18 protein-coding genes are annotated in these 23774 nt (G+C 60.8%); 14 read left to right on the top strand and 4 right to left on the bottom strand.

The window, feature by feature from the left end:
* Nucleotides 1–111: 111 nt before the first annotated feature.
* Complete coding sequence (locus F8A90_RS09605) at nt 112–342, top strand: glutaredoxin family protein (protein ID WP_200016847.1); 231 nt, start codon at nt 112–114, stop codon at nt 340–342.
* Between the two features lie 448 nt (nt 343–790).
* Here the strand turns inward: F8A90_RS09605 and F8A90_RS09610 are convergent, their stop codons facing one another.
* A complete protein-coding gene (locus tag F8A90_RS09610) occupies nt 791–2530 on the bottom strand; it encodes a DUF262 domain-containing protein (protein WP_200016848.1) in 1740 nt (579 codons plus the stop codon).
* A gap of 487 nt (nt 2531–3017) precedes the next feature.
* Entirely contained in the window at nt 3018–3683 is a 666-nt protein-coding gene (locus F8A90_RS09615) for a GntR family transcriptional regulator (protein WP_200016849.1), read from the bottom strand.
* 391 nt (nt 3684–4074) lie between these two features.
* On the opposite strand from F8A90_RS09615, the gene F8A90_RS09620 reads away from it, so the two are divergent.
* From F8A90_RS09620 to madM, 4 genes are all read left to right on the top strand, one after another.
* Complete coding sequence (locus tag F8A90_RS09620; protein ID WP_325096909.1) at nt 4075–5541, top strand: malonyl-CoA decarboxylase; 1467 nt, start codon at nt 4075–4077, stop codon at nt 5539–5541.
* 164 nt (nt 5542–5705) lie between these two features.
* On the top strand, nt 5706–7265 hold the full coding sequence (locus F8A90_RS09625; protein WP_200016850.1) for a malonate--CoA ligase: 1560 nt from the start codon (nt 5706–5708) through the stop codon (nt 7263–7265).
* Nucleotides 7266–7553: 288 nt separating this feature from the next.
* Entirely contained in the window at nt 7554–8036 is a 483-nt protein-coding gene (gene madL / locus F8A90_RS09630; protein ID WP_166018193.1) for a malonate transporter subunit MadL, read from the top strand.
* Between the two features lie 10 nt (nt 8037–8046).
* Complete coding sequence (madM, locus tag F8A90_RS09635; RefSeq protein ID WP_077376060.1) at nt 8047–8808, top strand: malonate transporter subunit MadM; 762 nt, start codon at nt 8047–8049, stop codon at nt 8806–8808.
* A 194-nt stretch (nt 8809–9002) separates the two neighbouring features.
* Here madM and F8A90_RS09640 read toward each other — a convergent pair whose 3' ends face one another.
* Together F8A90_RS09640 and F8A90_RS09645 are read right to left on the bottom strand one after the other, a co-directional pair.
* On the bottom strand, nt 9003–9860 hold the full coding sequence (locus F8A90_RS09640; RefSeq protein ID WP_200016851.1) for an alpha/beta hydrolase: 858 nt from the start codon (nt 9858–9860) through the stop codon (nt 9003–9005).
* 194 nt (nt 9861–10054) lie between these two features.
* On the bottom strand, nt 10055–12226 hold the full coding sequence (locus tag F8A90_RS09645) for a TonB-dependent siderophore receptor (protein WP_233593264.1): 2172 nt from the start codon (nt 12224–12226) through the stop codon (nt 10055–10057).
* Nucleotides 12227–12367: 141 nt separating this feature from the next.
* Between F8A90_RS09645 and F8A90_RS09650 the strand changes: the two genes are divergently transcribed.
* From F8A90_RS09650 to F8A90_RS09690, 9 genes are all read left to right on the top strand, one after another.
* Entirely contained in the window at nt 12368–13408 is a 1041-nt protein-coding gene (locus F8A90_RS09650; RefSeq protein ID WP_200016852.1) for a helix-turn-helix transcriptional regulator, read from the top strand.
* A 187-nt stretch (nt 13409–13595) separates the two neighbouring features.
* A complete protein-coding gene (locus F8A90_RS09655; protein WP_200019969.1) occupies nt 13596–14903 on the top strand; it encodes an O-acetylhomoserine aminocarboxypropyltransferase/cysteine synthase family protein in 1308 nt (435 codons plus the stop codon).
* Nucleotides 14904–15273: 370 nt separating this feature from the next.
* Nucleotides 15274–16266 (top strand): TRAP transporter substrate-binding protein, encoded by a 993-nt coding sequence (locus F8A90_RS09660; RefSeq protein WP_233593265.1) that lies wholly within the window; start codon nt 15274–15276, stop codon nt 16264–16266.
* Nucleotides 16267–16268: 2 nt separating this feature from the next.
* Nucleotides 16269–16862, top strand: a complete 594-nt coding sequence (locus F8A90_RS09665) for a TRAP transporter small permease (protein ID WP_233593266.1) — start codon at nt 16269–16271, stop codon at nt 16860–16862.
* Nucleotides 16859–18148: a TRAP transporter large permease gene (locus F8A90_RS09670; RefSeq protein WP_054556959.1), complete on the top strand. Its 1290-nt coding sequence runs from the start codon at nt 16859–16861 to the stop codon at nt 18146–18148. The genes F8A90_RS09665 and F8A90_RS09670 overlap by 4 nt, the downstream gene beginning before the upstream one ends.
* A 3-nt stretch (nt 18149–18151) precedes the next feature.
* Nucleotides 18152–18949 carry an aldolase/citrate lyase family protein gene (locus F8A90_RS09675; RefSeq protein ID WP_200016853.1) on the top strand — a complete coding sequence of 266 codons (798 nt, stop codon included), beginning with the start codon at nt 18152–18154 and terminating at the stop codon, nt 18947–18949.
* Between the two features lie 152 nt (nt 18950–19101).
* A complete protein-coding gene (locus tag F8A90_RS09680; protein WP_200016854.1) occupies nt 19102–20835 on the top strand; it encodes a thiamine pyrophosphate-binding protein in 1734 nt (577 codons plus the stop codon).
* Between the two features lies 1 nt (nt 20836).
* Nucleotides 20837–22183, top strand: a complete 1347-nt coding sequence (locus F8A90_RS09685; protein WP_200016855.1) for a Zn-dependent hydrolase — start codon at nt 20837–20839, stop codon at nt 22181–22183.
* Nucleotides 22180–23712 carry an aldehyde dehydrogenase gene (locus tag F8A90_RS09690; protein WP_200016856.1) on the top strand — a complete coding sequence of 511 codons (1533 nt, stop codon included), beginning with the start codon at nt 22180–22182 and terminating at the stop codon, nt 23710–23712. The genes F8A90_RS09685 and F8A90_RS09690 overlap by 4 nt, the downstream gene beginning before the upstream one ends.
* Nucleotides 23713–23774 lie beyond the last annotated feature (62 nt).

Raw genomic sequence — 23774 nt, forward strand, 5'->3', positions numbered from 1 at the left:
CTGGTGTAGAGAGAAAGCGACGGCTGGTATCATTGCCCGCCAGCGCCTCAGGCCAGCATCTCGGGCCAGATGCGTACAACGCGCAAGATCGATCAACACGGGAGCACATCAATGAAACGGGTGTCACTCTTCACCATGGCGAACTGCCCACACTGCAAGACAGCCAAGCAGTATCTGGAGCAGCAGAAGATCGGCTTCCGCCTGGTGGATGTCCGCTCCCCCGCGGGACAGAAGGAATTCGCCAAGACAGGCTTTCGCAGCGTGCCTGTCCTGAAGATTGGCGATCAGTACTTGAAAAGCTTCAGCGTGAAGGGCTTCAATCAGTTGTATAAGGATGAGTAATACACTCGTAGGGGCAGGGTATTACTTACACGCGGGACGACACCATCAGCCATCATCCTCGGTAAACGCTCCGTACGCTTATGGCTGGAGCAACGCCTATAATCGCTAAGGGCCTGAGACTATTCAGGCTTAGCCATTAAGGGGTTGCGGCGCAATTTACGACAAACTTTCTTTTGGAGCCTATGTTCTAAGCATGTTCAGTCATTGATACAAGCACCAGAAAAACGGATGTAAAAATTTTATCATTATACTTTAACTAGTTATCAGCGCACCTTGATATTTCTCGCCTTAGCTGACTTAGCCGAGACAACTTACCATCGATTCTCCTCCTTGCCCCACAGTGTAGCTTAAATCACTGCAATCAATTTATATAACCAAGAAAATAAAGCACGCGACTCACATCACGTGCTTATAGAGTAAAATAAATCAGGAAATACCTTGATAATATTTACCCAATCTTCCAGTATTTATTAAAACATAAAGCTGAAAGCTCATCCTCTCTAGCAATAATCTTATCTTTATCCCACTCACCAACGTCCTTGTAATCATCACAAAACTTTTGAGTAATTTTATAACTTGAAGACCGATATATAGCAACCTTATCAACAAACGGTTTATCACCTGCTTGCTCATTTAGCTCTTTTGAGAGTGGCAATAAATTACCAATACTTACATATTTAGTATCGAGGCCAGATGATTGACTCATAATGTGCTCAAGCGTTAAATCCTCTGGCACCAACTCACCTCTACCATTTTCATACATTTCAATTTTATTAAACACGTACTGAATAATTTTTTTATCCTTAGTATAATCATTGCTAAACTTTAAACCTTTAAACTTAATCTCAAATTCCGACTTGGATGGTGACTTTTGCTTAAGCTGCTCAATAAAATCAAGAATTATGCGTCTAGCGGCAGGTTTATTTTCTGCGAAAAATAGCTTCCGAGCAGAGCTTGAGTAAGCTCCTTCTATACCGGATGAACGCTTCTTACATATAGCGACAAATTGAAAATTAAAACTTTCAAGGAACTCAAGAGTCTCTACCAAGTACTTCTTGGTTATCAACTTCCTATTATAGGAGTTGAAGAGACTAAGTAAAAATGCTCTAGGCTGAGTTACATTAAAAGCTCTTAGGGCCATCAAGGATCTAAATATTCGTTTATCTTCGACCTGTTTGTGCTTCTCAAACTGAGGATCGATTATATTAACATAAGTTTCGACATCGCTTGTAATTTCAGACAATAGTATCTGAGATGTAAGAAGCCCGCTTTTCTTAGCTTTCTTGAACTCTTTGTATAAATTATCTTCGCTAACATAAGTATAGCGAGATATCCACCAATGCCTCATGAATTCTTTAAGAGACACGTTAGCGTTAGCATCCTGAAGCTTTTCTTGCACGGCCGTCCACTCCCTCCTTGCTTTATCTTCAGGATGGGTTGCGCTTAGATCCTTAAACACAGTATTTTTTATCAAATCCACCGACGCCAGCCCTAACCCCCTCGCGTTTAGAGTCTCAAAAATAGTATAAGCTTCTTCTTCCTTTGGAACTCTTATAAAGATAACCTTTAAATACTTTGTCAATTGATCGCGAATAGATTTCAAACACTGCAAGTGAAGCTCTTTAGTATAAACTTGCTTACTCCCCATCAAAGTACTAACTAAACTTTTATTAGTTTTAGATAGAGCTTCCTTATACGCAGAAAGAAGATTTCTCTCAGCTTCATTTCGTGGTAATAAAGGATCATCTCCTCTAACTCTATGTTGAATTGCCACCTCAAAAAATGGACTATGATTAACATTTACAACCTTAAAAAATGGCTTTCCTTCATCATCAATACCTTCAATGTAATTTGAATATAAAGCATTGGCCATTCCAGACTCACCAAGAGTCACAAATGCTTCTTGGATTGCACGAAGCATAATAGTTATCGTAGTAAGTCTCTGCTGCCCATCCACAATATCGTACGTACTGCTACCCTCTTTACCAACTAAAACCAAAGTACCTATAAAATACTCAGAACATTTTAACTCACCTTCTTCAAGCACAATACAGTTTTCAAGATCACTCCAAAGCTCAGCAACCTCTTCTACTTTCCATGAATAGTCACGCTGAAATCTAGGTACACGATACACACTCTTTTGTGAAAGAAGAGTTCCCAAGTCGGGGGTATGAGCATTAAGTTCCATTTAAAATCTCCAATTCAAAGGACAACCTTACCCAAGCACTACAACAACAAACGACCGCGAGATACACTTACTTTTACAATTTCACGAAACTAATATCATCTCAGGTACAGACGGCATAGCCGTCTAGGAGCTATTAAATCCGTTAATGCTAAGCAAGTCATAACACTGATGCAAACATTCATAGATCGGCTACATCTCATTTATCCATAACACTACTCGAAAGCATATAAATAACGTATACCTATACACCAGCATTAAATATAGCGTAAACAACAAAAAAACTTAACCTACTTCTTATTATACTATATCTTTCCATGCTAATAACATATTTTCATTTCAAATATCAAGCATGAGAAGACCATAGTCGCATGACTATAATAATTTCCAGCTATAAAAGAAGAAGCTGTACTTGCAACAATATTAGTTATTCTAGGTTACGGCTTGCCACTTACATTTAAATATAAGAATATATTTATACCTAATCATCTTACCTCACTTCATGCAACCGCTCAATATTCGCCACTAGATCGGTAAACCTCTCCCCCTGGATATGCACATGATCCTTCAGCGTCTGTTCGGCAGCAGCGGCGTCGCCGGCTTCGATGGCGGCGACGATGGCTTCGTGTTCAGCGTAGGAGCTGTGCATGCGGTGGCGGACGTGAAGTTGCAGGCGGCGATAGGGCTTGAGGATGGCGTGCAGGCGCGTGGCTTCTTCGGTGAGGAAGGCGTTGTGGCTGGCGCGGTAGAGGCAGTGATGAAAGAGGCCGTTCTCGTAGTAGTAGCCATTGGCGTCGTCTGCTTCCAGGCGTTCACGGCAGGCGGCGTGGGCGTCCTTGAGTTCCGAAAGCTCCTGCGTGGTGATGCGCCGCGCGGCGAGTCGGCCGCACATGGCTTCCAGTTCCGCCATGACTTCAAAGCGTTCCACCAGCTCCGAGACGCCCAGCTGCGTCACGAAGGTGCCGCGCTTGGGCACCACATTCACCATGCCGGAGGCCGCCAGCTGCTGCAGCGCCTCGCGGATCGGGGTGCGGGAACACTGATACTCGCGGCCCAGCGCTTCGGGGTCGAGCTTGGTGCCCGGCGGGAAGCGCCCTTCGACGATGGCATCTTCGAGCAGATCGCGAAGGCGCTGGGTGTGGGACATCTTGATCATCTGCGGCGTCCTTGTACTGATACGAAACGGTGATGCTGATGCCTTGCGGCCCTGTCGCGATGGCTGTCGCGGCGACTTTCGCAACGAAGGTTGCGCTGACGATGGCGCCAATCCCTGCCGCCCTCCGCCTCACCCCCCTCGCAGACATGCCAACCGGCCATGAGGCCAGTCGCTGCCTCGTCCCCTTGCCTTCATTGAACAGGGGAAGTGGCCGCGCAGGAAACTGACTTTAGTCGTGTCTGGCATGCCAGGACTTGACGCTAACACACCAGACGCCTATCTGTTGTATACAACAAGACGAAGCCAAATATTCAAGTCTCAGACGCCATACTGAGCAATGGATATGCCCCATCATCACAGCTTCGCGTCTCGCGCCTTGAGGAAGACCGCCATGAACATCAATCTGAGTTTTCTGCAGGATCTGCTGACCCATGTCGGCCAGCGTGCCCGTCAGCAGGTTGGCCTCTCACCCGGCGCCGGCAATGAAGATACCGCCCTCGCCCGCCTGACCGAGAGCTGCCACAACCTCACCGAGAGCAGCGGTGAAGCCTCGCGCATCATGATGGCCCAGCGGGCGCTTGAGGATTATCAGCAGCTGGATCACGAGCAGCGCCTCGCCTTCTTCCGCGTGCTGGCCGAGCACTACGCCGCCGATGAAGACCGTATCCACGCTGCCTACGCCGCCTATCGCGACTCCCCGGACAACGCCAATCTCAGTGCGCTGTTTGCCGCCAGTGAACCCAGACGCCAATCGCTTCTGCGCCGTCTCAACCTGTGCCCCGGCGGCACCTATGAAATCGTGCGCATGCGCGCCGACCTGCTCAAGCTCATCAAGCAGCATCCGGAGTTGAAACCGCTGGATGCCGACTTCGCGCACCTGTTCGCCTCCTGGTTCAATCGTGGCTTCCTGATGCTGGAGGCCATCGACTGGAACACGCCCGCCGCGGTGCTGGAGAAGATCATCCGCTACGAGGCCGTGCACGCCATCCAGGACTGGAGCGACCTGCGCGGACGTCTCGACCCCGAGGACCGCCGCTGCTACGCCTTCTTCCACCCGGCCACCGGTGACGAGCCGCTGATCTTCGTCGAGGTGGCGCTGTGCAAGGGCGTGCCCAACAACATCCAGCATCTGCTCGCCAACAGCGGCCAGACCACCGAACGCGAGGCGGACACCGCCGTCTTCTACAGCATCAGCAATTGCCAGAAGGGCCTGAAAGGCATCTCGTTCGGCAACTTCCTGATCAAGCAGGTGGTGCAGGAGCTGCAGCGCGAACTGCCCAACCTCAGCCGCTTCGTCACCCTCTCGCCGGTGCCCGGTTTCAGTCAGTGGCTGACCCGCGCGCGTGATGAGGAAGGCTTGGAAGTCTCCGACCTGCTGGCCCATCACCTGCAGCACGATGACTGGATGAATGACGAGGAGGCCCAGCAGAAGATGGCGCCGGAACTGCGCGCCCTCGCCGCCCACTACCTGGTCAACGTCAAGCACCGCAGCGGCCAGCCGATGGACCCGGTCGCCCGCTTCCACCTCGGCAATGGTGCCAGCCTGCATCGCCTCAACTGGCCAGGTGACACCTCCCCCAATGGCCGCCAGCAGGCCCACGGCTTGATGGTCAACTACCTCTATGAGCCGCACCGCATCGAGCAGAATCACGAGGCCTTCAGCCGCAACGACAGCGTGGTGTGCAGCAGCGAGGTCAAGAAGGAATCGAAAGCCAACAAGGAGCTGGCCAAGGCGCCGAAGCGCGAGACCAGGAAGGAAAGTGAGCTTCTGTCATCCAAAGCGTCCGAGCAGTCGCCCGCGACCAGATCGGCCACGGATGCCACCGACAGCAAGCCAACGCCATCACTCGAGGAATAAGTCACTCGAGGAAAGAGCCACACAAGAAATGAGCCGCCCGGCAGACACGCCATCTGCCGGAGCCCGCCTGACCAGAACGCCGCCTTGCGTCAACGCCTCATGACAAGACAAGGCTCATGACAAGACAACGCCTCATTACAAGAACAACGCCATTGGAGCCAACGATGCCTCACGCCAACCACGACAACCTCTATCTGCAATTCGCGCGCAACTTCGATGAGCGCCCGGATGCCACCTTCCTCGATACCGTCGAAGGCCACGGCTACACCTTCGCCGCGGCACGCAGCGCCGCCGGTCAGATGGCCACCGCGCTACGCGAGCTGGGCGTGGCACCGGGCGACCGCGTCGCGGTGCAGATCGACAAGAGCTGCGAGACCGTCATCCTGTATCTGGCCTGTCTGCAGGTCGGCGCGGTCTATCTGCCGCTGAATACCGCCTACACCGGCGAGGAGATCCGCTACTTCCTGGGCGACGCCGGGCCGCATCTGTATGTCTGCCAGCCCAAGGTGCTGGAGACGGCACGCGCACTGGGCAAGGAATGTGATGTGCCGCGTGTCGAGAGCCTGGGCACCGAGCAGGACGGCACCCTGATGGAGCAGGCCCGCCAGTGCAGCGCAAGCAGTGAAATCGAGCCACGCGCCGCCGATGATCTCGCCGCCATCCTCTATACCTCCGGCACCACCGGGCGCAGCAAGGGCGCGATGCTGACCCACGCCAATCTGGCCTCCAATTGTCAGGCGCTGGCCGAGACCTGGCGCTTCACCCGTGATGACCATCTGATCCACGCCCTGCCCATCTTCCATACCCACGGCCTGTTCGTGGCCTGCAACATCGTGCTGACGGTGGGCGCCTCGATGACCTTCCTGCCGAAGTTCGATGCCGAACAGATTCTCGATCTGATGCCACGCGCAAGCGTGCTGATGGGCGTACCGACCTTCTACACCCGCCTGCTGGAATCCGAGCGCCTCAATCGCGAGACGACCGCCGGCATGCGGCTGTTCGTCTCCGGCTCCGCGCCGCTGCTCAGCGAGACCCACAGCGAGTTCAGCGCACGTACCGGCCACGCGATTCTCGAGCGCTACGGGATGACCGAGACCAACATGAACACCTCCAATCCCTACGACGGCGAGCGGCGCCCCGGCACGGTGGGCATGGCGCTGCCCGGCAGCGAAGTGCGCATCACCGACCGCGAGACAGGTGCCATCCTGCCGCGTGGCGAGACAGGCCTGATCGAGGTGCGCGGTGCCAATGTCTTCAAGGGCTACTGGAAGATGCCGGAGAAGACCGCCAGCGAGTTCCGCGAGGATGGCTTCTTCATCACCGGGGATCTCGGCCATATCGATGCCGATGGCTATCTGTGCATCAGCGGCCGTGACAAGGACCTGATCATCTCCGGCGGCTACAACATCTACCCGAAGGAGGTGGAGCTGCTGATCGATGACATGCCCGGCGTCAACGAATCGGCGGTGTTCGGCGTGCCCCACCCGGACTTCGGCGAAGGTGTCTGCGCGGTGGTGGTCATGCAGGCCGGCCACCAGGGCAGTCTCGATGAAGCGGCGGTACTCACCGCCCTCAGCGACAAGCTCGCCCGCTACAAGCAGCCCAAGCGCGTGTTCTTCATCGACAGCCTGCCACGCAACGTGATGGGCAAGGTGCAGAAGAAACAGCTGCGCGAGGAATATGCACAGCTGTTCGCCCCTGAGCCGGCCCGTTCACACGGCTGAGCCATCCCTGTCGCCTTTTCCACCCCTGTCAGGCTCGACACCTGACACCCTCGTGCCACCGGCATGGCGTGACGCCATCATGTCATGTCGGTGGGTTCACTCCCCCTGACGCCTTGCCAGGACAGGCAAGGAACGCCCGATAATCAGACACGAGACACGAAAAGCCAGGCTCGCCGGCCTGGATGGACGTGACGAATGAGACGAATGAGATGACACACATCAGATAGACGACAAGACGCCACACTGATTCACCACCACTTCACCACAACAACAAGAAGGTAATACGCCATGGTGATCTACGGAGTTGCCCTGCTCGCAGGGTGCATGATGGCCGGTCTCGTGATCGGTGATCTGCTTGGAGAAATGCTCAATATCGATTCCAACCTCGGCGGTGTCGGCATCGCCATGCTGCTGCTCATCTTCATCACCGGTGTGCTGAAGGACCGCGGCAAGATGGCCGACAGCACCGCCAGCGGCATCAACTTCTGGAATGCGATGTACATCCCCATCGTGGTCGCGATGGCCGCCAGCCAGAACGTGGTCGCGGCCTTCAGCGGCGGCATGGTCGCGCTGGTCGCGGGCGTACTGGCCGTGGTGCTGGGGCTGGCCCTCGTGCCGCTGCTGACCGGCAAGCGTCCCGAGAGTGCGCTGGAAGATGACCCGCTCGCCGGCGAGACCCGCTACACGCCGACCAGAACCTCAGTGACGACGGGTGCACCGGTGCTGGACCGCAACCGCCACGCCTCCTCCACTCCTGCGCACAAACACTGAGGGCCGACCCATGATCGATTCACTCGTCCATCTGTTCGACAAGTATCACCTGGTCGCGGCCTTCGCCGTGATCGGGCTGGCGATGTATGTCGCCTACTGGATCAGCAACAACCTGACACGCGGCAAGCTGCATGGCTCCGCCATCGCCATCATCCTCGGCCTGGTGCTGGCCTACGTGGGGGGCGCGACCACCGGCGGCAGCAAGGGGCTCTCGGATGTCACGTTGTTCTCGGGACTTGGCCTGATGGGGGGCGGCATGCTGCGTGATCTCGCGATCATCGCCACCGCCTACGGGGTCAATCTCAAGGAAATCCGCCAGACCGGCTTTCGGGGCGTCATCGCGCTGTTCGTCGGCGTGCTGATCTCCTTCGTCGCCGGAGGTGGCGTCGCCATCGCCTTCGGCTATACCGACCCGGTCGATATCACCACCATCGGTGCGGGCGCGGTCACCTACATCGTCGGCCCGGTCACCGGTGCAACCCTCGGGGCCAGCTCCGAAGTGGTCGCGCTGTCGATCGCCGCCGGCCTGGTGAAGTCGATCCTGACCATGGTCGCCACGCCGATGACGGCGCGCCTGATCGGGCTCGACAATCCGCGCTCCGCGATGATCTTCGGTGGCCTGATCGGCACCACCAGCGGCGTCGCGGCTGGCCTCGCCGCCACTGACGCCCGTCTGGTGCCCTACGGCGCGATGACCGCCACCTTCTATACCGGTCTGGGCATTCTGCTCGCCCCGACGGTGCTGTTCCTCGCGGTACGTGCAGTGATGTAAAGCGCTTCTGACACGAGAGGCAATGACACAAGCCGCTCTGGTATGAGCCGCTCTGAACAAGCGGCGCTGAAACACGACGACGGCGGCATCAGTCAGGACAATACATGTCCCACGCTGATGCCGCCGTCGTGGCGTTTACCGCCCATGTGACTGTCCACTTTACTGCCCAAGCCACACCGTGGCGGCCGGTCGGATCAGCGCGGTCTCACCAATCGCTCCATCACTGCGCGCGCGGCGGGCCACATCACGCTGCCGTGGTCTTCGCCCTCATACAGCTTCCATTGCACCTCGATCTGCGGGCAGCGCTCGCCCAACTGGCGTGCATGGTCGCGTGCGTTGTCGATCATCGCGCGCTGGACACGCAGCCTGTCCCGCTCCGGGTCATTGCGCTGTGGCTGAGGCGATTGCTCGCGTCCGCCAGCAGCGATGTACACCGGACCCGCCGCCTCGGAGCAGGCAAGACGCAGCGGCCAGTTGGCCGGGGCATTCTCCTGCAACCACCACAGCGAAGGACTGATCGCGAAGATGGCGCCGAAGGCCTCGGGCGCCTTCTGCTGGGCATGGAGCGCGAACAGGCCGCCGAGCGAGTGGCCAATCAGCGCAGGCCGCTTGAGATCGAGCGGATAGCGTGAGGCCAGTTCAGGCGGCAGAGCCTGGGTCAGGTAGGCGAGGAAATCCTCGCCACCGCCCGTCCCCTCAGGGGCCGTGCCGGTAGTGAGCGGTGGCGTGAAGTCCTTGAAGCGTTGCTTCGTGACGATGTGACGCGCCGCCTTTGCCTGCCCGTCCGTCGCGCCTGCATAACCGACCGCGACGATGGCGAGATCTGACGGCGCCTTGTCAAAGCCACGGCGTCCCAATATGTCGCGCGCCGCCGTGAACAGATCCAGATGGCGATTGCCATCCAGCACCAGCAGTACCGGATAGCCGCCCTCGGGCGGTGCGACCTGCGGCAGCGCGACCTGGATCAGGTAGTCATGTCCCGTGGTGGATGAGTGCTGCGTGAATGCGGTCGTCGTTCCCTGCAGCACCCTGGCGTCTCCCATGTGGCTCATGACGGGGCCTGATGACAGCAGCACGCCTGACGTCACTCCTGCCATCACCCACCGGCGCGCCCAGCCTCGCAGTCGGTCGTGCAAGCGGTGGTGCCATCGGCGGTGGTGCCATCGGTCGTGCAACGGTGGACGAGTGCGAGAAGGACGTCCCTGTCCTTCCCTCACTGCCGTTGTCGGGCAGAGGCCTGTCATGCTCAGAACTCGTACTTGAGGGTCGCGACGGCGCTGGCCGGACGTCCCACGAAGTTGAAGACGCTGGCCGAGCCGGCACGCACGTAATATTCACGATCGAACAGGTTGTAGACGTTGAGCTGGCCACTGAGTCTGGGCGTGAACTGATAGCCCAGCATGGCATCGAACACGGCATAGCCCGGTGCCTGGATGGTGCCCTGGGTGCTTTCGAAATCGCTCAGCGCGGTCATGCCGGCACCGACGGACACGCCATCCAGCAGATTGCCCTCGAAGCGATACTGGGTCCACAGATTGACCATGTTGTTGGGCATCAGCATCAGCAGCGCATCGGAGCTGCCGGCTTCCAGCACCTCGGAATCCATGTAGGTGTAGCCGAAGATGACATCCCACTGCGGCGTGATGTTGCCGGCCAGCTCAAGCTCCGCACCGGTGATGCGCATCTTGCCGGAATCCACCGAGTAACTGACGCTACCGTCGGTCGAGGAGGCCGCACGGTGGCTGTCGGTCAGCTGGAAACCACTGATGCGCGCATTCAGCGCACCATCCAGATAGCTGCCCTTGATGCCGATCTCGTATTGCTCGCCTTCGCGCGGGTCGATCAGGTCGCCATCCTCGTCTTCGCGGGTCTGCGGCTCGAAGACCCTGGAGTAGCTGGCATAGAGGGAGTGGTCGGCGTCCAGGTCATAGACAATACCGCCATAGGGCGTGACGGCGGTGTCCTGCATGTCGCTGCTGCCACCGTTGAGCTTGTCTTCGGTCTCGGCCGAGAACTGGCTGACGCGTGCCCCCAGTATCACTGCCAGCGGTGCCACGGGACGCAGTGTCACCTTGCCGTACAGGCCCTGCTCTTCCAGAGTGGTCTCGGTGCGCGACAGGCTATAGCCGCTCACGCCATCACGGGCATTGCCGAGTATGTCGACATAGGACAGAGAGTTCAGCTCACTGATGGTGGCGCTGGAGCCGGTCAGGTTGCTGGTGCGCGCCGCGGTGGTATCCGATTCCGATGTCTTGTAATCGACCCCGACCACGAATTCGTTCTGGTTGCCGAAGGCATCGAAGCCCTGGGTGTAGCTGGCATCCACGCTCACCGAGGTCTCATCGGTGAAACCGGCATAGCCCGCGACACTGCTCAAGTCGCCGGTATCGCTCAGTGCCGAGCCACTGTAGGCATAGTTGTAATCCGCATTGCGATCACTGTAACGCGCCGCCAGTCGGCCATAGCCACGTGAGCTGAAGCGGTGGGTCAGCTCTGCGATCACATCGGTGGAATCACTCTCGAAGCTGTTCCAGTCCGCGCCGTAGAATGCCGAACGGCGGCCATAGGTGAAGTTGTTGTCACCATCGACCGGCTGCCCCTGATTGACGGTGATGTCCTTGGTATTGTGGATCACCCCCAGTGACAGCTCGGTATTCTCGTCGAGATCGATATCCAGCGCGCCATAGAAATCATTCAGCGTGTTGTCGTTGTCATCCACCCATTGCGCCTGCTCGGTGGAGCGGGTCACCAGGCGACCGCGGATACGGCCCTGTTCATCGATGGGCCCGGAGATATCGACACTGACGCTTCGGTCTTCCAGCGTACCGACACTGCCGCTGATGGAGCCCTGGAAGGTATCGGTCGGGCGCTTGCGCACCAGATTGATGACCCCGCCCAGCTCACTGGTACTGTTGAACAGACCGGACGGCCCACGCATGACCTCGACCCGGTCGATGGCGGTCAAGGATGGCACCGAGCCCGTCAGACTCGACATCGGCGCGGACAGCCCATCGATGCTGTAGGCATCGTATTCATAGCCACGCGCGAAGATCGAGGAGCGACCGCTGTCATTGTTCAGCACCCGCACGCCCGGCGTCCGTGCTGCCAGCTGATCCAGGGTGATGAAGTTCTGGTCCTCGATGGCGTCATGGGTCACCACGCTTACCGACTGCGGAATGTCGCGCAGCGAGGCCGGCACCTTGGAGCCCACCGTGGCAGCGTCAACGCTGTAGCCGCCGCTCTGCTCACTGGACGCCATGTCATACAGGCGCAGCCCCGTCACCCGCTGGGTATCCAGCACCATCGTCGCGTCTTCCGCCTGTGCCGGCAGACTGACCAGCGCCACACCTGCCCCGATCATCAGACGACGCGTGCCTGCCCCGCACAGACCGCGTCCTCGTGCATTCACCTTCTTCATCGTGTCCCCTTGCCTCTTGTGTCTCTGGTTATCGCCACTAATGATAATTATTTGCATTTGATGTGCTGACGGGGCATTTTGGCACTCCATGACGACAAAAACCTTTGCGGAACCCTCCCTGATGTTTGCAGGTGCGACAAGATGAGCCTTACTCCCCCCTCGGGCCGGGCTGGCACGATCTCGCCCGCCTCCCCAGTTGCCCCCGCCAGCCCTCACCATCCCGCAAGCGCGCGCCACCGGATCATCGAGCTCGATCACGTCCACCGCATGGCGCGAGCGCTGACCAGCGACCACCAATGCCAGCCCGCCGAGGGCCAGTCCGCTGACGGCGCCTTGATCGGCAACATGCATCTACAGGAAGCGCAGCCGGGCCTGTTCATGCGCCTCAACCGCGTGCGCAAGCGGGCGGATCTGATGATTCGGTCCAGTATCGAGCCATCGCTGAAGATCGCCGTGGTGTGGCGAGGGGAGCCCAGGGTCAGTTTCGGGCCACAGTGCCATGCGCTGAAGCCGGGACGTGCACTGTGCATCGCACTCGACGAACCCACCGAATTCCGACTGAACAGTCTCAAGGGAGCCCACGAACACAGCGCCATCCTCACGCTGACGCCGGCCTGGCTGAAATGGCACCTGAACGTGTCCCGTGCCAGTGAGGTGATGTCCCACATGCGCCACCTGGCGCATTTCCACTGGTGGCCGTCCCCTCGTCTGCTGGAACGACTGGATACCTTCAGCCGACAGCGGCCCACCTCCCCGGCCCAGCGTCTGGGATTCGAATCGCTGGCGCTGGAGGTGATCAGTGAATGCCTGGCGGCCAGACCGGCCCAGGCGGATGACACGACACGGCATCCCCCGCAAGAGACGGCAGACTGGAAGGAAACGCTGGAAGACTGGATCCACAATGGAGAAGTCGCCTATCTGAGTCAGGCGGAGATCGCCGCTCGTCTGGGCATGAGCGTGCGCCAGTTGCAGCGCCGCTATCGCGACGCCTACGGCCAGACCATGACGCAGGACCTGAGACGGCGACAGTTGATCCGTGCCGCTCACCTGCTGCAGGACCGCAAGCTCACGGTGGAGGCCGCCGCCGAGATGGCGGGGTATCGCAGCGCCGCCAATTTCGCTACTGCCTTTCGTCGTCAGTTCGGCGTGCCACCCAGTCAGCGACCTGACGTGACGACGTGAGGGACGCTTGGACTTGCCGATGTCCCGTTGCTAATGTTGAGCGTCGTCGCGGCATGCGCCCCAGTTGGCGGTGGAGGCAAAGCGCAGCCACATAGGGACGAACGGCAACAGCACGCACGAAAACCGCACCACATAACAAGATTTCGCCACGCTCTCGCACAAGGACACTGTCATGTCGGTAGACAACATGAAGCTGGAATCCCTCGCCCTGCATCACGGTTACACCTCGGAAGCCACCACCAAGGCGGCGGCGGTGCCGATCTACCAGACCACCTCCTACACCTTCGATGACACCCAGCACGGCGCGGATCTGTTCGATCTCAAGGTGCCGGGCAACATCTATACCCGCATCATGAATCCGACCAATGACGTGCTGGAGCAGCGCATGGCCGCCGTCGAAGGCGGTATCGCAGCGCTGGCGGTGTCTTCCGGCATGGCGGCGATCACCTATGCCATCCAGGCACTGGTGCAGGTAGGCGACAACATCGTCAGCACCAGCCAGCTGTATGGCGGTACCTACAACCTGTTCGCCCACAGCCTGCCGCGTCAGGGGGTCGAGGTGCGCATGGCGGCCTTTGATGATTTCGCCGCACTCGAAGCGCTGATCGATGACAAGACCCGCGCCGTGTTCTGCGAGTCCATCGGCAATCCTGCCGGCAACATCGTCGATCTCGAACGTCTGGCCGAGATCGCCCACAAGCATGGCGTGCCGCTGATCGTCGACAACACCGTCGCCACCCCGGTGCTGTGTCGTGCCTTCGATCACGGCGCCGACATCGTGATCCACTCGCTGACCAAGTACATCGGCGGCCACGGCACCACCGTGGGCGGCATCATCATCGATTCCGGCAAGTTCGACTGGGTCGCCAACAAGGATCGCTTCCCGATCCTCAACGAGCCGGACCCCTCCTATCACGGCGTCGTCTACACCGAAGCCTTCGGTCCGGCTGCCTATATCGGGCGTTGCCGCGTAGTGCCGCTGCGCAATACCGGCGCTGCGCTCGCGCCGCACAGTGCCTTCCTGCTGCTGCAGGGGCTGGAGACACTCGCCCTGCGCATGGAGCGCCACTGCAGCAATGCGCTCGCGCTGGCCAAATACCTTCAGCAACATCCGAGTGTCAGTTGGGTCAATTACGGCGCGCTGCCGGACAGCCCCTATCACGCCACCTGCCAGAAGATCACCGGCGGCAAGGCCTCCGGCATCATCAGTTTCGGCATAAAGACGGACACGAAAGGGGCCGATCAGGCCGAAGCCGGGCGAATCGCCGGCGGCAAGTTCATCGATGCGCTGCAGATGATTCTGCGCCTGGTGAATATCGGCGACGCCAAGTCGCTGGCCTGCCACCCGGCCTCCACCACCCACCGCCAGCTCAACGAGGAAGAACTGGCCAAGGCCGGGGTCTCGGCGGACCTGATTCGTATCTCGGTGGGGATCGAGCATATCGACGACATTATCGCCGATGTCAGTCAGGCGCTGGACAAGGCGGTGGTCTGACCCGAGCGCGACTCTTGAACGACAGTCAGGTGCCATCAGGCGCCAACCAGGCCGCCTCAGCGACATATCAGCGCCCGCGAAGACACGCCTCTTCGCGGGCGCCCTGCATTGCTCGCGGGTGCCCTGCATTGCGTGTCCCGATGACTGCTGCTTCTCTCAGGTCTGCCAGAACCGAAATGGGCACCAATAATATAACGGTATATTCATAACTGACTCTCAGATGGGCGGGACATCCAGACCCAGCATAAATCTGGTTAATACCAAGAATAAGAATTCGCAACTACCGAAATACACGAGCAGAACACACTCTTGGGTCAAGGCGTACACAGAGACGCCTGTCACGACGATAACAACTCCAAGAGGTGTCCCGATGAAATCCGTCCCGCTGAAGCCTGCCCTGCTGACCGCTGCCATCACGGCGGCCTGCGCCATGCCCCTGAGCGCCGCTCAGGCCCAGGATATCAAGCTCGGCCACGTGCTGGCGCCGACCCATAGCTGGAACATCGCGGCGGAAGGCTTCGCCAAGGATGTCGCCGAGGCCACCGAGGGCCGCGTCAATTTCCAGGTCTTTCCCAGTGGTCAGCTCGGCAACGAGAAGACCGTCGTCGAAGGCATGCAGATCGGCAGCGTGCCGGCCGGCGTGATCGGCTGTGGTTCCTTCCAGCCGCTGGATGCGCGCTTCGGCATCGTCGAACTGCCCTACTCCTGGCCGGACCGCGAACATGCCTACGCCGCCTATGACGGCAAGCTGGGCGATGCGCTCGAGGACATCGCCGACGAGCACAACATGAAGATCCTGTCCTGGTGGGAGAACGGCTTCCGTCACGTCACCAACAATCGCGGCCCCATCACCACCCCGGAAGACCTCGCCGGCCTGAAGATTCGCGTCACGCCGGACAAGATGCGTCTGGACACCTTCACCGCGCTGGGTTCAAGCCCGGCACCGCTGTCCTTCGGTGAACTCTACTCCGCGCTGCAGCAGGGCGTGTTCGATGCCCAGGAAAACCCGCTGGCCATCATCTATTCCTCCTCGTTCAGCGAAGTGCAGGACTACGTCTCCCTCACCGGTCACGTCTGGGCACCGGCGTGTCTGACCATGTCCAACTTCACCTGGAATCAGCTCTCCGAGCAGGATCAGGCCGCGGTACAGAAGAGCGCCGACGAATGGCGTGACAAGCAGCGCGCGATGACCCAGAAGGATGACGCCGAGCTGGTCGCCAAGCTGGAAGAAGCCGGCATGCAGGTCAACGAGGTCGATACCGCGCCCTTCAATGCCAAGGTGCAGGGGGTGTGGGCCGAGTACACCGACGTCTTCGGGCCTGAGCTGATGGGCCTGGTCGAGCAATACCGCAAGGGCGAGTGACGATGTCTTCCGCCTCTCCCTCCGTCAAGCCGCTGGCAGTGCTGTGTGCCGTGCGTACCTTGATGATCACCCTCTCACGTTGGAGCTGCCGGGGCTGTCTGGCCCTGGCTGCCAGCGGCGTGGCCGCCCTGTCGGCATTGGTGATCTGGACCGTCTTCATGCGCTGGGTGATGGGTCAGCCGCCGCACTGGGCAGAGGAATTGCCGCAGCTGGTGCTGGTCTGGACGACATTGCTGGCCGCGGTGTCCTGCACCCGCAACCGCACTCACCTGAGTGCGGGCCTGCTGCCGCTGCTGGTGCGCTCGGTGCGTATCCAGCGCATCACCGGACGCATCACTGACGCCATGATCCTGATCATGCTGGTGTTGCTGGCCAAGGCAGGCATGGACCTGACCGCCATCACGATGCGCCAGACCACCACCGCGCTGCAGATTCCGGCCGGCATCGTCTATCTGTCCGTGCCGCTGTGCTGCACCGCGATGGCACTCGTCCAGCTTGAGCATCTGTTGAGCCCTTCAGCGATCGGAGCCGAGGCTCACGAGACGCATGCCACTGCGCCTGACAACGCTTCCTCTCGCCAAGGAGATGCCCCATGACTCTCGGCGCCCTGGCTCTGCTCGGCGTATTCGCGCTCGGCATCCTCATCGACATTCCCATCGCCTTCGCGCTGTTGATGTCGGCCCTCTTCTATCTGCTGGCCTTCGGTGCCGCGCCCATGATGGTCTCGGCGCAGCAATTCGTGGCCGGAATGGAAAGCTTCACCCTGCTGGCGATCCCGCTGTTCGTGCTCGCCGCCCAGTTGATGAATCGCGCTGGCCTCACTGAGCGCCTGGTACGACTGTGCATGGCGATGGTCGGTGATATCCGCGGCGGCCTGGCGGTGGTCGCGGTGCTGGCCTGCATGATGTTCGGCGCGCTGTCGGGTTCCGGTGTGGCGGACGTGATCGCCATCGGCAGCATGCTGCTGCCCACCATGGCCCGCAATGGCTATGACAAGGGCTTCAGCAGTGCGCTGGTCGGTACCGCCAGCTCCATCGGCACCGTGATTCCGCCCAGCATCGTGATGATCGTCTACGGCACCACCTCCAACACCTCGGTGGGCCAGCTGTTCATGGGCGGCATCATCCCCGGCCTGATGCTGACGGTCGCGCTGGTCGGCGTCGCTCTCTACATGTCACGCAAGCATGGCTGGTCGGGCGGTGTCGCGGCCCGTGTGCCCGGCGAGCGTCGCCGCGCCCTACTCAGTGCCATGCCGGCGCTGATGGTGCCGGTGATGATCATCGGCGGTATCCGCTTCGGGGTCTTCACGCCCACCGAGGCCGCCGCCTCCGCGATTCTCTACGCCATCATCATCGGTACCTGTGTCTATCGCAGTCTGACCTGGCGCGGCTTCCTGGACAGTGTCCGCGCGACCGCCGAAACCACCGGCGCCATCCTGCTGATCATCGGTGCGGCTGGCATGTTCGCCTGGGGCCTGACCTACGAGCAGGTGCCGCAGGCCATCGCCCAGCTGATCGGCGAATTCACCGACAGCCGCATCAGCGTCCTGCTGCTGCTGACCGCCGTGCTGCTGGTGCTGGGTTCCTTCATGGAAAGCGTGGCGATCATCATCATCGTGACGCCCATCGTGATGCCGCTGCTGGCGCAATACGGCATCAGCCCGGTGCACTTCGGAGTGCTGCTGACCGTCAATCTGGCCATCGGTGCCAACACGCCACCGCTGGGCATCGACCTGATGGCCGCGTGTCGCATCGCCGGGATCAACGTCAGCGACTCGCTGCGTCCGCTGGGCCTGATGCTGGGCGCGATGCTGACCGTGCTGATGCTGATCACCTTCATTCCGGAACTCGTGCTGTTCCTGCCCAACCTGATGGAGGGCTGAGCGATGACCTCTCTTGCCACTCAGCCCCTCCCGCAGCGCTGGCTTTTCGTGCCCGGCGATGACGCTGCACGACTGGAAGCCGCGCTCACCAGCGGTGCCGATGCCATCGTGGTCGATCTCGAGGAGTTCACCCCGGCCGTCGGACGCGAGCTTGCCATCAGCCGCTTCGCCGAATTCGCCAGACGCGCCCGTGCCCTCGAGATATGGCCGTGCGTGCGTCTCAACCGGCTCACGCACGGCGGACATGACGAGCTGGCCGAACTGATCAGCACCGCCCTGGGCGATTCCACCGGGACTCCTGCCGCCATCTTCCTGCCCGCCGTCGAGCAACGCGCCCAGCTGGCAGCTCTGGATGACGCCCTCGCCGAGCAGGAAGACCTGCATGGCCTGCCACAGGCTTGCCTGAAAAGTGTCGCGACGCTGGAAAGCCAGGCCGGACTGCTGGCCGCCGAGGAACTGCTTGCCCCGGGCGATGACACGCCACGCCTGCTGGGTGCGCTGATCGGTACCGGGGATCTGGCCGCGGATCTCGGACTGATGCCGGATTTGCCCGTCGCCATCATCACCGAGACGCTCAAGCCGTGGCGCGAGCGACTGGCGAAGGTCTGCCAGCGCCATGAACGACTGGCCATCGATGGCCCATGGCGCTGGCAGCACGGGCTGGGCACCGACCAGCACTGGGCCAACCAGCAGGGGTTCAAGGCACGCTGCGTCATCCACCCCGAACAGCTCGAAGCGCTTTATGACCTTATGCCCGCTCGCGGCGCTGACCCGATGCCCGCTGGTGGGACGCAGACCTGATGCCCGTCGACAGCAACGCATCTCAGTGCTGAGGGTTTCCCTGACGAGCCCCGCACCTAATTCATTGCCGCTTCAAGGCACCGATTTCTCAACACCGTTTCTCAGTACCGATTTCTCAACATCGAATTCTCAACAACAACGAGAGCACTCCCATGACTCAGGCCGCGAACACCTCCTCCGCTTCCACCCTGCCGCTGCGCAATGGCGGGCAGATCCTCGTCGACCAGATCCGTCTGCACGGTACCAAGCGTGTCTTCCTGGTGCCGGGCGAAAGCTACCTGCCGTGCATCGATGCGCTCAATGAGCACAAGGGTGCCATCGAGCCCATCGTCTGCCGCCAGGAAAGTGGCGCGGGCTATATGGCCGAGGCCTACGGCAAGCTGACCAACGAGCCGGGCGTGTGCTTCGTCACCCGTGGCCCGGGCGCCACCAACGCCTCCATCGCCGTACACACCGCCTATCAGGATTCCACGCCGATGATCCTGTTCATCGGTCAGGTCGGTGGCGACTTCATCGAGCGCGAAGCCTTCCAGGAAATCGATTACCGCCGCATGTTCGGCGAGATGACCAAGTGGGTCGCGCAGATCGATGACACCTCGCGCATTCCGGAATACATCGCGCGTGCCTATCAGGTGGCGCGCAGCGGTCGTCCGGGGCCGGTGGTGCTGGCACTGCCCGAAGACACCCTGTGGGGCGAGGCGCAGGTCGCGGACGTCAAGCCGCACCCGCGTCTGGCCACCTACCCGGGTCAGCCGCAGCTGGATAAGCTCAAGCGCCTGCTTGCGACTGCCGAGCGCCCCTTCCTGCTGGTCGGTGGCAGCGGCTGGACCCGCGATGCCCAGGTCGCGCTGGAAGGCTTCGCCCAGCGCTTCGATATCCCCACCGGTGTCGCCTGGCGCCGTCTGGAGTGCGTGGATGCGGAACTGCCGCAATTCGCCGGTCATGTCGGCATGGGCATGCATGACGCACTGCGCCAGCAGCTGGTCGAGAGTGATCTGGTGATCGCCGTCGGTACCCGTATCGGCGAAGCCACCAGCGAAGGCTACAGCTGGATCCAGTCACCGGTGCCGACCCAGAAGCTGGTGCACATCTACGCAGACCCGGAAGAGCTGGGCCGTGTCTATCAACCGACGCTGGCCATCAATACCGACGTCAACGGCTTCTCACTGGCGCTCTCCACCCTGTCACCGGACAGCGCACCGCGCTGGTCTGACATCACCCGCGAGGCACGCGCCGCCTATCTGGCCACGCTGGAAGAGCAGCCGTCGCCGGGCCCGCTGAGCCTGGACAAGGTCAGCCTGACCGTCGATCGCATTCTCGATGGCAAGGGCTGCATCAGCGTCGGCGCCGGCAACTACGCGCTCTACGCCCACCGCTATGTGCGCTTCCGTGGCCTGGGCAGTTCGCTGGCTCCGACCGTCGGTTCCATGGGCTATGGCCTGCCCGCCGCCATCTCCAGCAAGCTCGAGTTCCCGGAGCGCCCCGCCGTCTGCTACGCCGGTGATGGCTGCTTCCAGATGAACCTGCAGGAACTGGGCGTGGCGCTGCAGTACCGCCTCGGCATCGTAGTGCTGGTGTTCAACAACGGCATGTGGGGCACCATCCGTGCCCACCAGGAAAACGACTTCCCGGGCCGCGAGATCGCACTGACCTTCACCAATCCGGACTTCGCGGCGCTGGTCACCGCCTACGGCGGCCTCGGTCAGGTGGTGGAGAAGGACGAGGACTTCGAGGAAAGCTTCACGCGCGCGCTGGAATTCGCCGACCGCGAGCGTCTGCCGGCCCTGATCGAGCTGCGCTATGACCCGGACGGTATCGCCCCGGGCAAGCTGCTGAGCGGCATCCGCGAAGACGCTCTGACACGCAACGACAAGGCAGGTATCTGACATGAGCACATCCACAACTCAAGCGACTCAAGACGTGCTGGACTCCCTCGCCCTGCGCGTCGATGGCAAGCGCCTGTGGGACGCGCTGATGACATTGGCCGAGATCGGCGCCACGCCCAAGGGCGGAAACTGCCGTCTGGCCCTGACCGAAGAAGACCGCGCCGGCCGCGAGCTGGTCACCGGCTGGCTCGAGGCCGCCGGCCTGACACTGCGCGTCGACGAGATCGGCAACATCTTCGCCCGTCGTCCGGGCCGCAATGACAGCCTGCCACCGGTGGCCACCGGCAGCCATATCGACACCCAGCCCACCGGCGGCAAGTTCGACGGTTGCTTCGGCGTGCTGGCTGGCCTTGAGGTCATGCGCGTGCTGGATGAACACGGCATCGAGACCGAAGCGCCGCTGGAAGTGGTGATCTGGACCAACGAGGAAGGCAGCCGCTTCGTGCCGGTGATGATGGGGTCCGGCGTGCATGCGGGCTTGATCCCGCTGGAGAAGGCGCTGGCCGCCACCGACCGTGACGGCGACAGCGTTGCCGCATCGCTTGAGCGCACCGGCTATGCCGGCGACGTGGCGGTGGGCAGCCATGATTTCGGCGCCTATTTCGAGGCGCATATCGAGCAGGGCCCGGTGCTGGAGCAGGAAGAGATCACCATCGGTGCCGTCACCGGCTCGCTGGGTCTGCACTGGTTCGACGTGGTAGTCAGCGGTCAGGAAGCCCACGCCGGCCCGACGCCGATGCCCTACCGCCGCGATGCGCTCAAGACCGCCTGCGCGCTGGTCAGCGATATCCTGACACTGGCCGATGCCTACCAGCCCAATGGCCGCGTCACCTGTGGCGAATTCAATGTGCATCCCAACTCGCGCAACGTGATTCCGGGCCAGGTGCGCTTCAGTGTCGACCTGCGCCACCTGGAACCGGCGGTACTGGCCGAGATGCACGACCAGCTCAAGGCGCTGTGCCTCAAGCATCACGCCGCCAACCAGAGCGACAAGCAGCGCGTCGATGTCGAACTGATCGAAGTGCAGCACATTCCGCCGACGCCCTTCGCGCCGGAACTGATCGAGATGGTGCGCAGTGCAAGTCAGGAGCTGAACCTCAGCTTCCGCGACATGGAAACCGGTGCCGGTCACGACGCCGTGCAGATCGCCGGCATCAATCCGGTAGCGATGATCTTCGTGCCCTGCGAAGACGGCATCAGCCACAACGAGAGCGAGAACGCCGAGCCTGCCGATCTCGAAGCCGGTGCCAATGTGCTGCTGCTGGCGATGCTCAAGCGCGCCGGTGTCGTCATCCGCGGCTCTCTCGCCGACAGCGCCAACACCACCACCGCGGAGAACGCCCAATGAGCGCTGCCACTGCTTCGACCCCTGCCGCTCCGCTGACCCATGCCGACTGGCAGCAGCGCGCGGCAGAGCTGACCTTCGAGACGCGTACCTTCATCGACGGTGCCTATGTGGAAAGCACCGGCTGTGACACCTTCCCGGCCTGGAATCCGGCCACCGGCGACGTGCTGGCGCATGTCACCGCCTGCACCGAGCAGGACATCGACCGCGCCGTGATGGCGGCGCGGCGTGCCTTTGACTCCGGCGTGTGGTCGCGCCAGTCGCCCCAGGCGCGCAAGGCCGTGCTGCAGCGCTTTGCGCAGCTGATCCGCGACAATGCCGAAGAACTGGCGCTGCTGCAGACACTGGAGATGGGCAAGCCGATCGGCGACAGCCTGGGCTTTGATCTGGTGGAAACCGCGCGCGCGGTGGACTGGTACGCCGAGGCCATCGACAAGCATTACGACGAGATCGCGCCCACCGGCGAGAACGTGCACGCCACCATTACCCGTGAAGCGCTGGGCGTGGTCGCGGCGGTGGTGCCGTGGAACTTCCCGCTGATGATTGCCTCCTGGAAGTTCGCGCCGGCGCTGGCGCTGGGCAACAGCGTGGTACTCAAGCCGGCCGAATCCTCGAGCCTGAGCGCGCTGCGTCTGGCAGCACTCGCTGATGAAGCCGGCCTTCCGGCGGGCGTCTTCAACGTCACGCCGGGCCTCGGCGCGGTGGCGGGTCAGGCGCTTGGCTTGCACATGGAAGTCGATGCGCTGGCCTTCACCGGCTCTACCGCGACGGGCAAGCGCTTCATGCGCTACGCCAGCGACTCCAACTTGAAGCGGGTGTGGCTGGAATGCGGCGGCAAGTCACCGCATATCGTGTTCGCCGATTGCCCGGATCTCGACCAGGCCGCACGCGCCGCCGCCGACGCCATCTTCATCAATCAGGGCGAAGTCTGCATCGCCGGTTCGCGCCTGTATGTCGATGAGGCCATCTTCGATGAGTTCATGCCGCGCCTGATCGCCTGCGCCCGCGCCATGCCGGCCGGTGACCCGCTCGATCCGGCCACGCGCATGGGCGCACTGGTCAGCGCGGACCACCACGAGAAGGTGCTCGGCTTCGTCGAGACGGCACTCGCGGAAGGCATGACGCTGCATCAGGGCGGCCGCGCCATCGCGCCCAGCGACGCCACCGCCGGTGGCTGGTATCTGGAGCCGACCATCGTGGAAGGCAGCCAGAACAGCACCGTGATGCGCGAGGAAATCTTCGGCCCGGTGCTCGGCGTGACCCGCTTCAGCGGCGAGGAAGAGGCCATCGAACTGGCCAATGATTCCATCTACGGGCTGGGCGCTGGACTGTGGACGCGGGATCTGGCGCGTGCCCATCGTGTCTCGCGACGTTTGAAGGCGGGGCTGGTGTGGGTCAACTGCTACGCCGATGGCGATATCAGCGTGCCCTTCGGTGGCGTCAAGCAGTCGGGTTTCGGGCGTGACAAGTCACTGCACGCGCTGGACAAGTACTCCGATCTGAAGACCACCTGGATCAATCTGGCCTATTGAACCGTCGGTCGCCCCCCGAGGGTCGACCCCGAAGCGCCGCTGCCACCCGGACTCTCTGGTGA

The sequence above is a fragment of the Cobetia sp. cqz5-12 genome, assembly GCF_016495405.1.
GTDB lineage: Bacteria > Pseudomonadota > Gammaproteobacteria > Pseudomonadales > Halomonadaceae > Cobetia.

Coding starts and splice junctions, on each gene's coding strand:
- F8A90_RS09605 (WP_200016847.1), top strand. CDS start 112: ATGAAACGGGTGTCACTCTTCACCATGGCGAACTGCCCACACTGCAAG.
- F8A90_RS09610 (WP_200016848.1), bottom strand. CDS start 2,530: ATGGAACTTAATGCTCATACCCCCGACTTGGGAACTCTTCTTTCACAA.
- F8A90_RS09615 (WP_200016849.1), bottom strand. CDS start 3,683: ATGATCAAGATGTCCCACACCCAGCGCCTTCGCGATCTGCTCGAAGAT.
- F8A90_RS09620 (WP_325096909.1), top strand. CDS start 4,075: ATGAACATCAATCTGAGTTTTCTGCAGGATCTGCTGACCCATGTCGGC.
- F8A90_RS09625 (WP_200016850.1), top strand. CDS start 5,706: ATGCCTCACGCCAACCACGACAACCTCTATCTGCAATTCGCGCGCAAC.
- madL (WP_166018193.1), top strand. CDS start 7,554: ATGGTGATCTACGGAGTTGCCCTGCTCGCAGGGTGCATGATGGCCGGT.
- madM (WP_077376060.1), top strand. CDS start 8,047: ATGATCGATTCACTCGTCCATCTGTTCGACAAGTATCACCTGGTCGCG.
- F8A90_RS09640 (WP_200016851.1), bottom strand. CDS start 9,860: ATGAGCCACATGGGAGACGCCAGGGTGCTGCAGGGAACGACGACCGCA.
- F8A90_RS09645 (WP_233593264.1), bottom strand. CDS start 12,226: ATGAAGAAGGTGAATGCACGAGGACGCGGTCTGTGCGGGGCAGGCACG.
- F8A90_RS09650 (WP_200016852.1), top strand. CDS start 12,368: ATGAGCCTTACTCCCCCCTCGGGCCGGGCTGGCACGATCTCGCCCGCC.
- F8A90_RS09655 (WP_200019969.1), top strand. CDS start 13,596: ATGAAGCTGGAATCCCTCGCCCTGCATCACGGTTACACCTCGGAAGCC.
- F8A90_RS09660 (WP_233593265.1), top strand. CDS start 15,274: ATGAAATCCGTCCCGCTGAAGCCTGCCCTGCTGACCGCTGCCATCACG.
- F8A90_RS09665 (WP_233593266.1), top strand. CDS start 16,269: ATGTCTTCCGCCTCTCCCTCCGTCAAGCCGCTGGCAGTGCTGTGTGCC.
- F8A90_RS09670 (WP_054556959.1), top strand. CDS start 16,859: ATGACTCTCGGCGCCCTGGCTCTGCTCGGCGTATTCGCGCTCGGCATC.
- F8A90_RS09675 (WP_200016853.1), top strand. CDS start 18,152: ATGACCTCTCTTGCCACTCAGCCCCTCCCGCAGCGCTGGCTTTTCGTG.
- F8A90_RS09680 (WP_200016854.1), top strand. CDS start 19,102: ATGACTCAGGCCGCGAACACCTCCTCCGCTTCCACCCTGCCGCTGCGC.
- F8A90_RS09685 (WP_200016855.1), top strand. CDS start 20,837: ATGAGCACATCCACAACTCAAGCGACTCAAGACGTGCTGGACTCCCTC.
- F8A90_RS09690 (WP_200016856.1), top strand. CDS start 22,180: ATGAGCGCTGCCACTGCTTCGACCCCTGCCGCTCCGCTGACCCATGCC.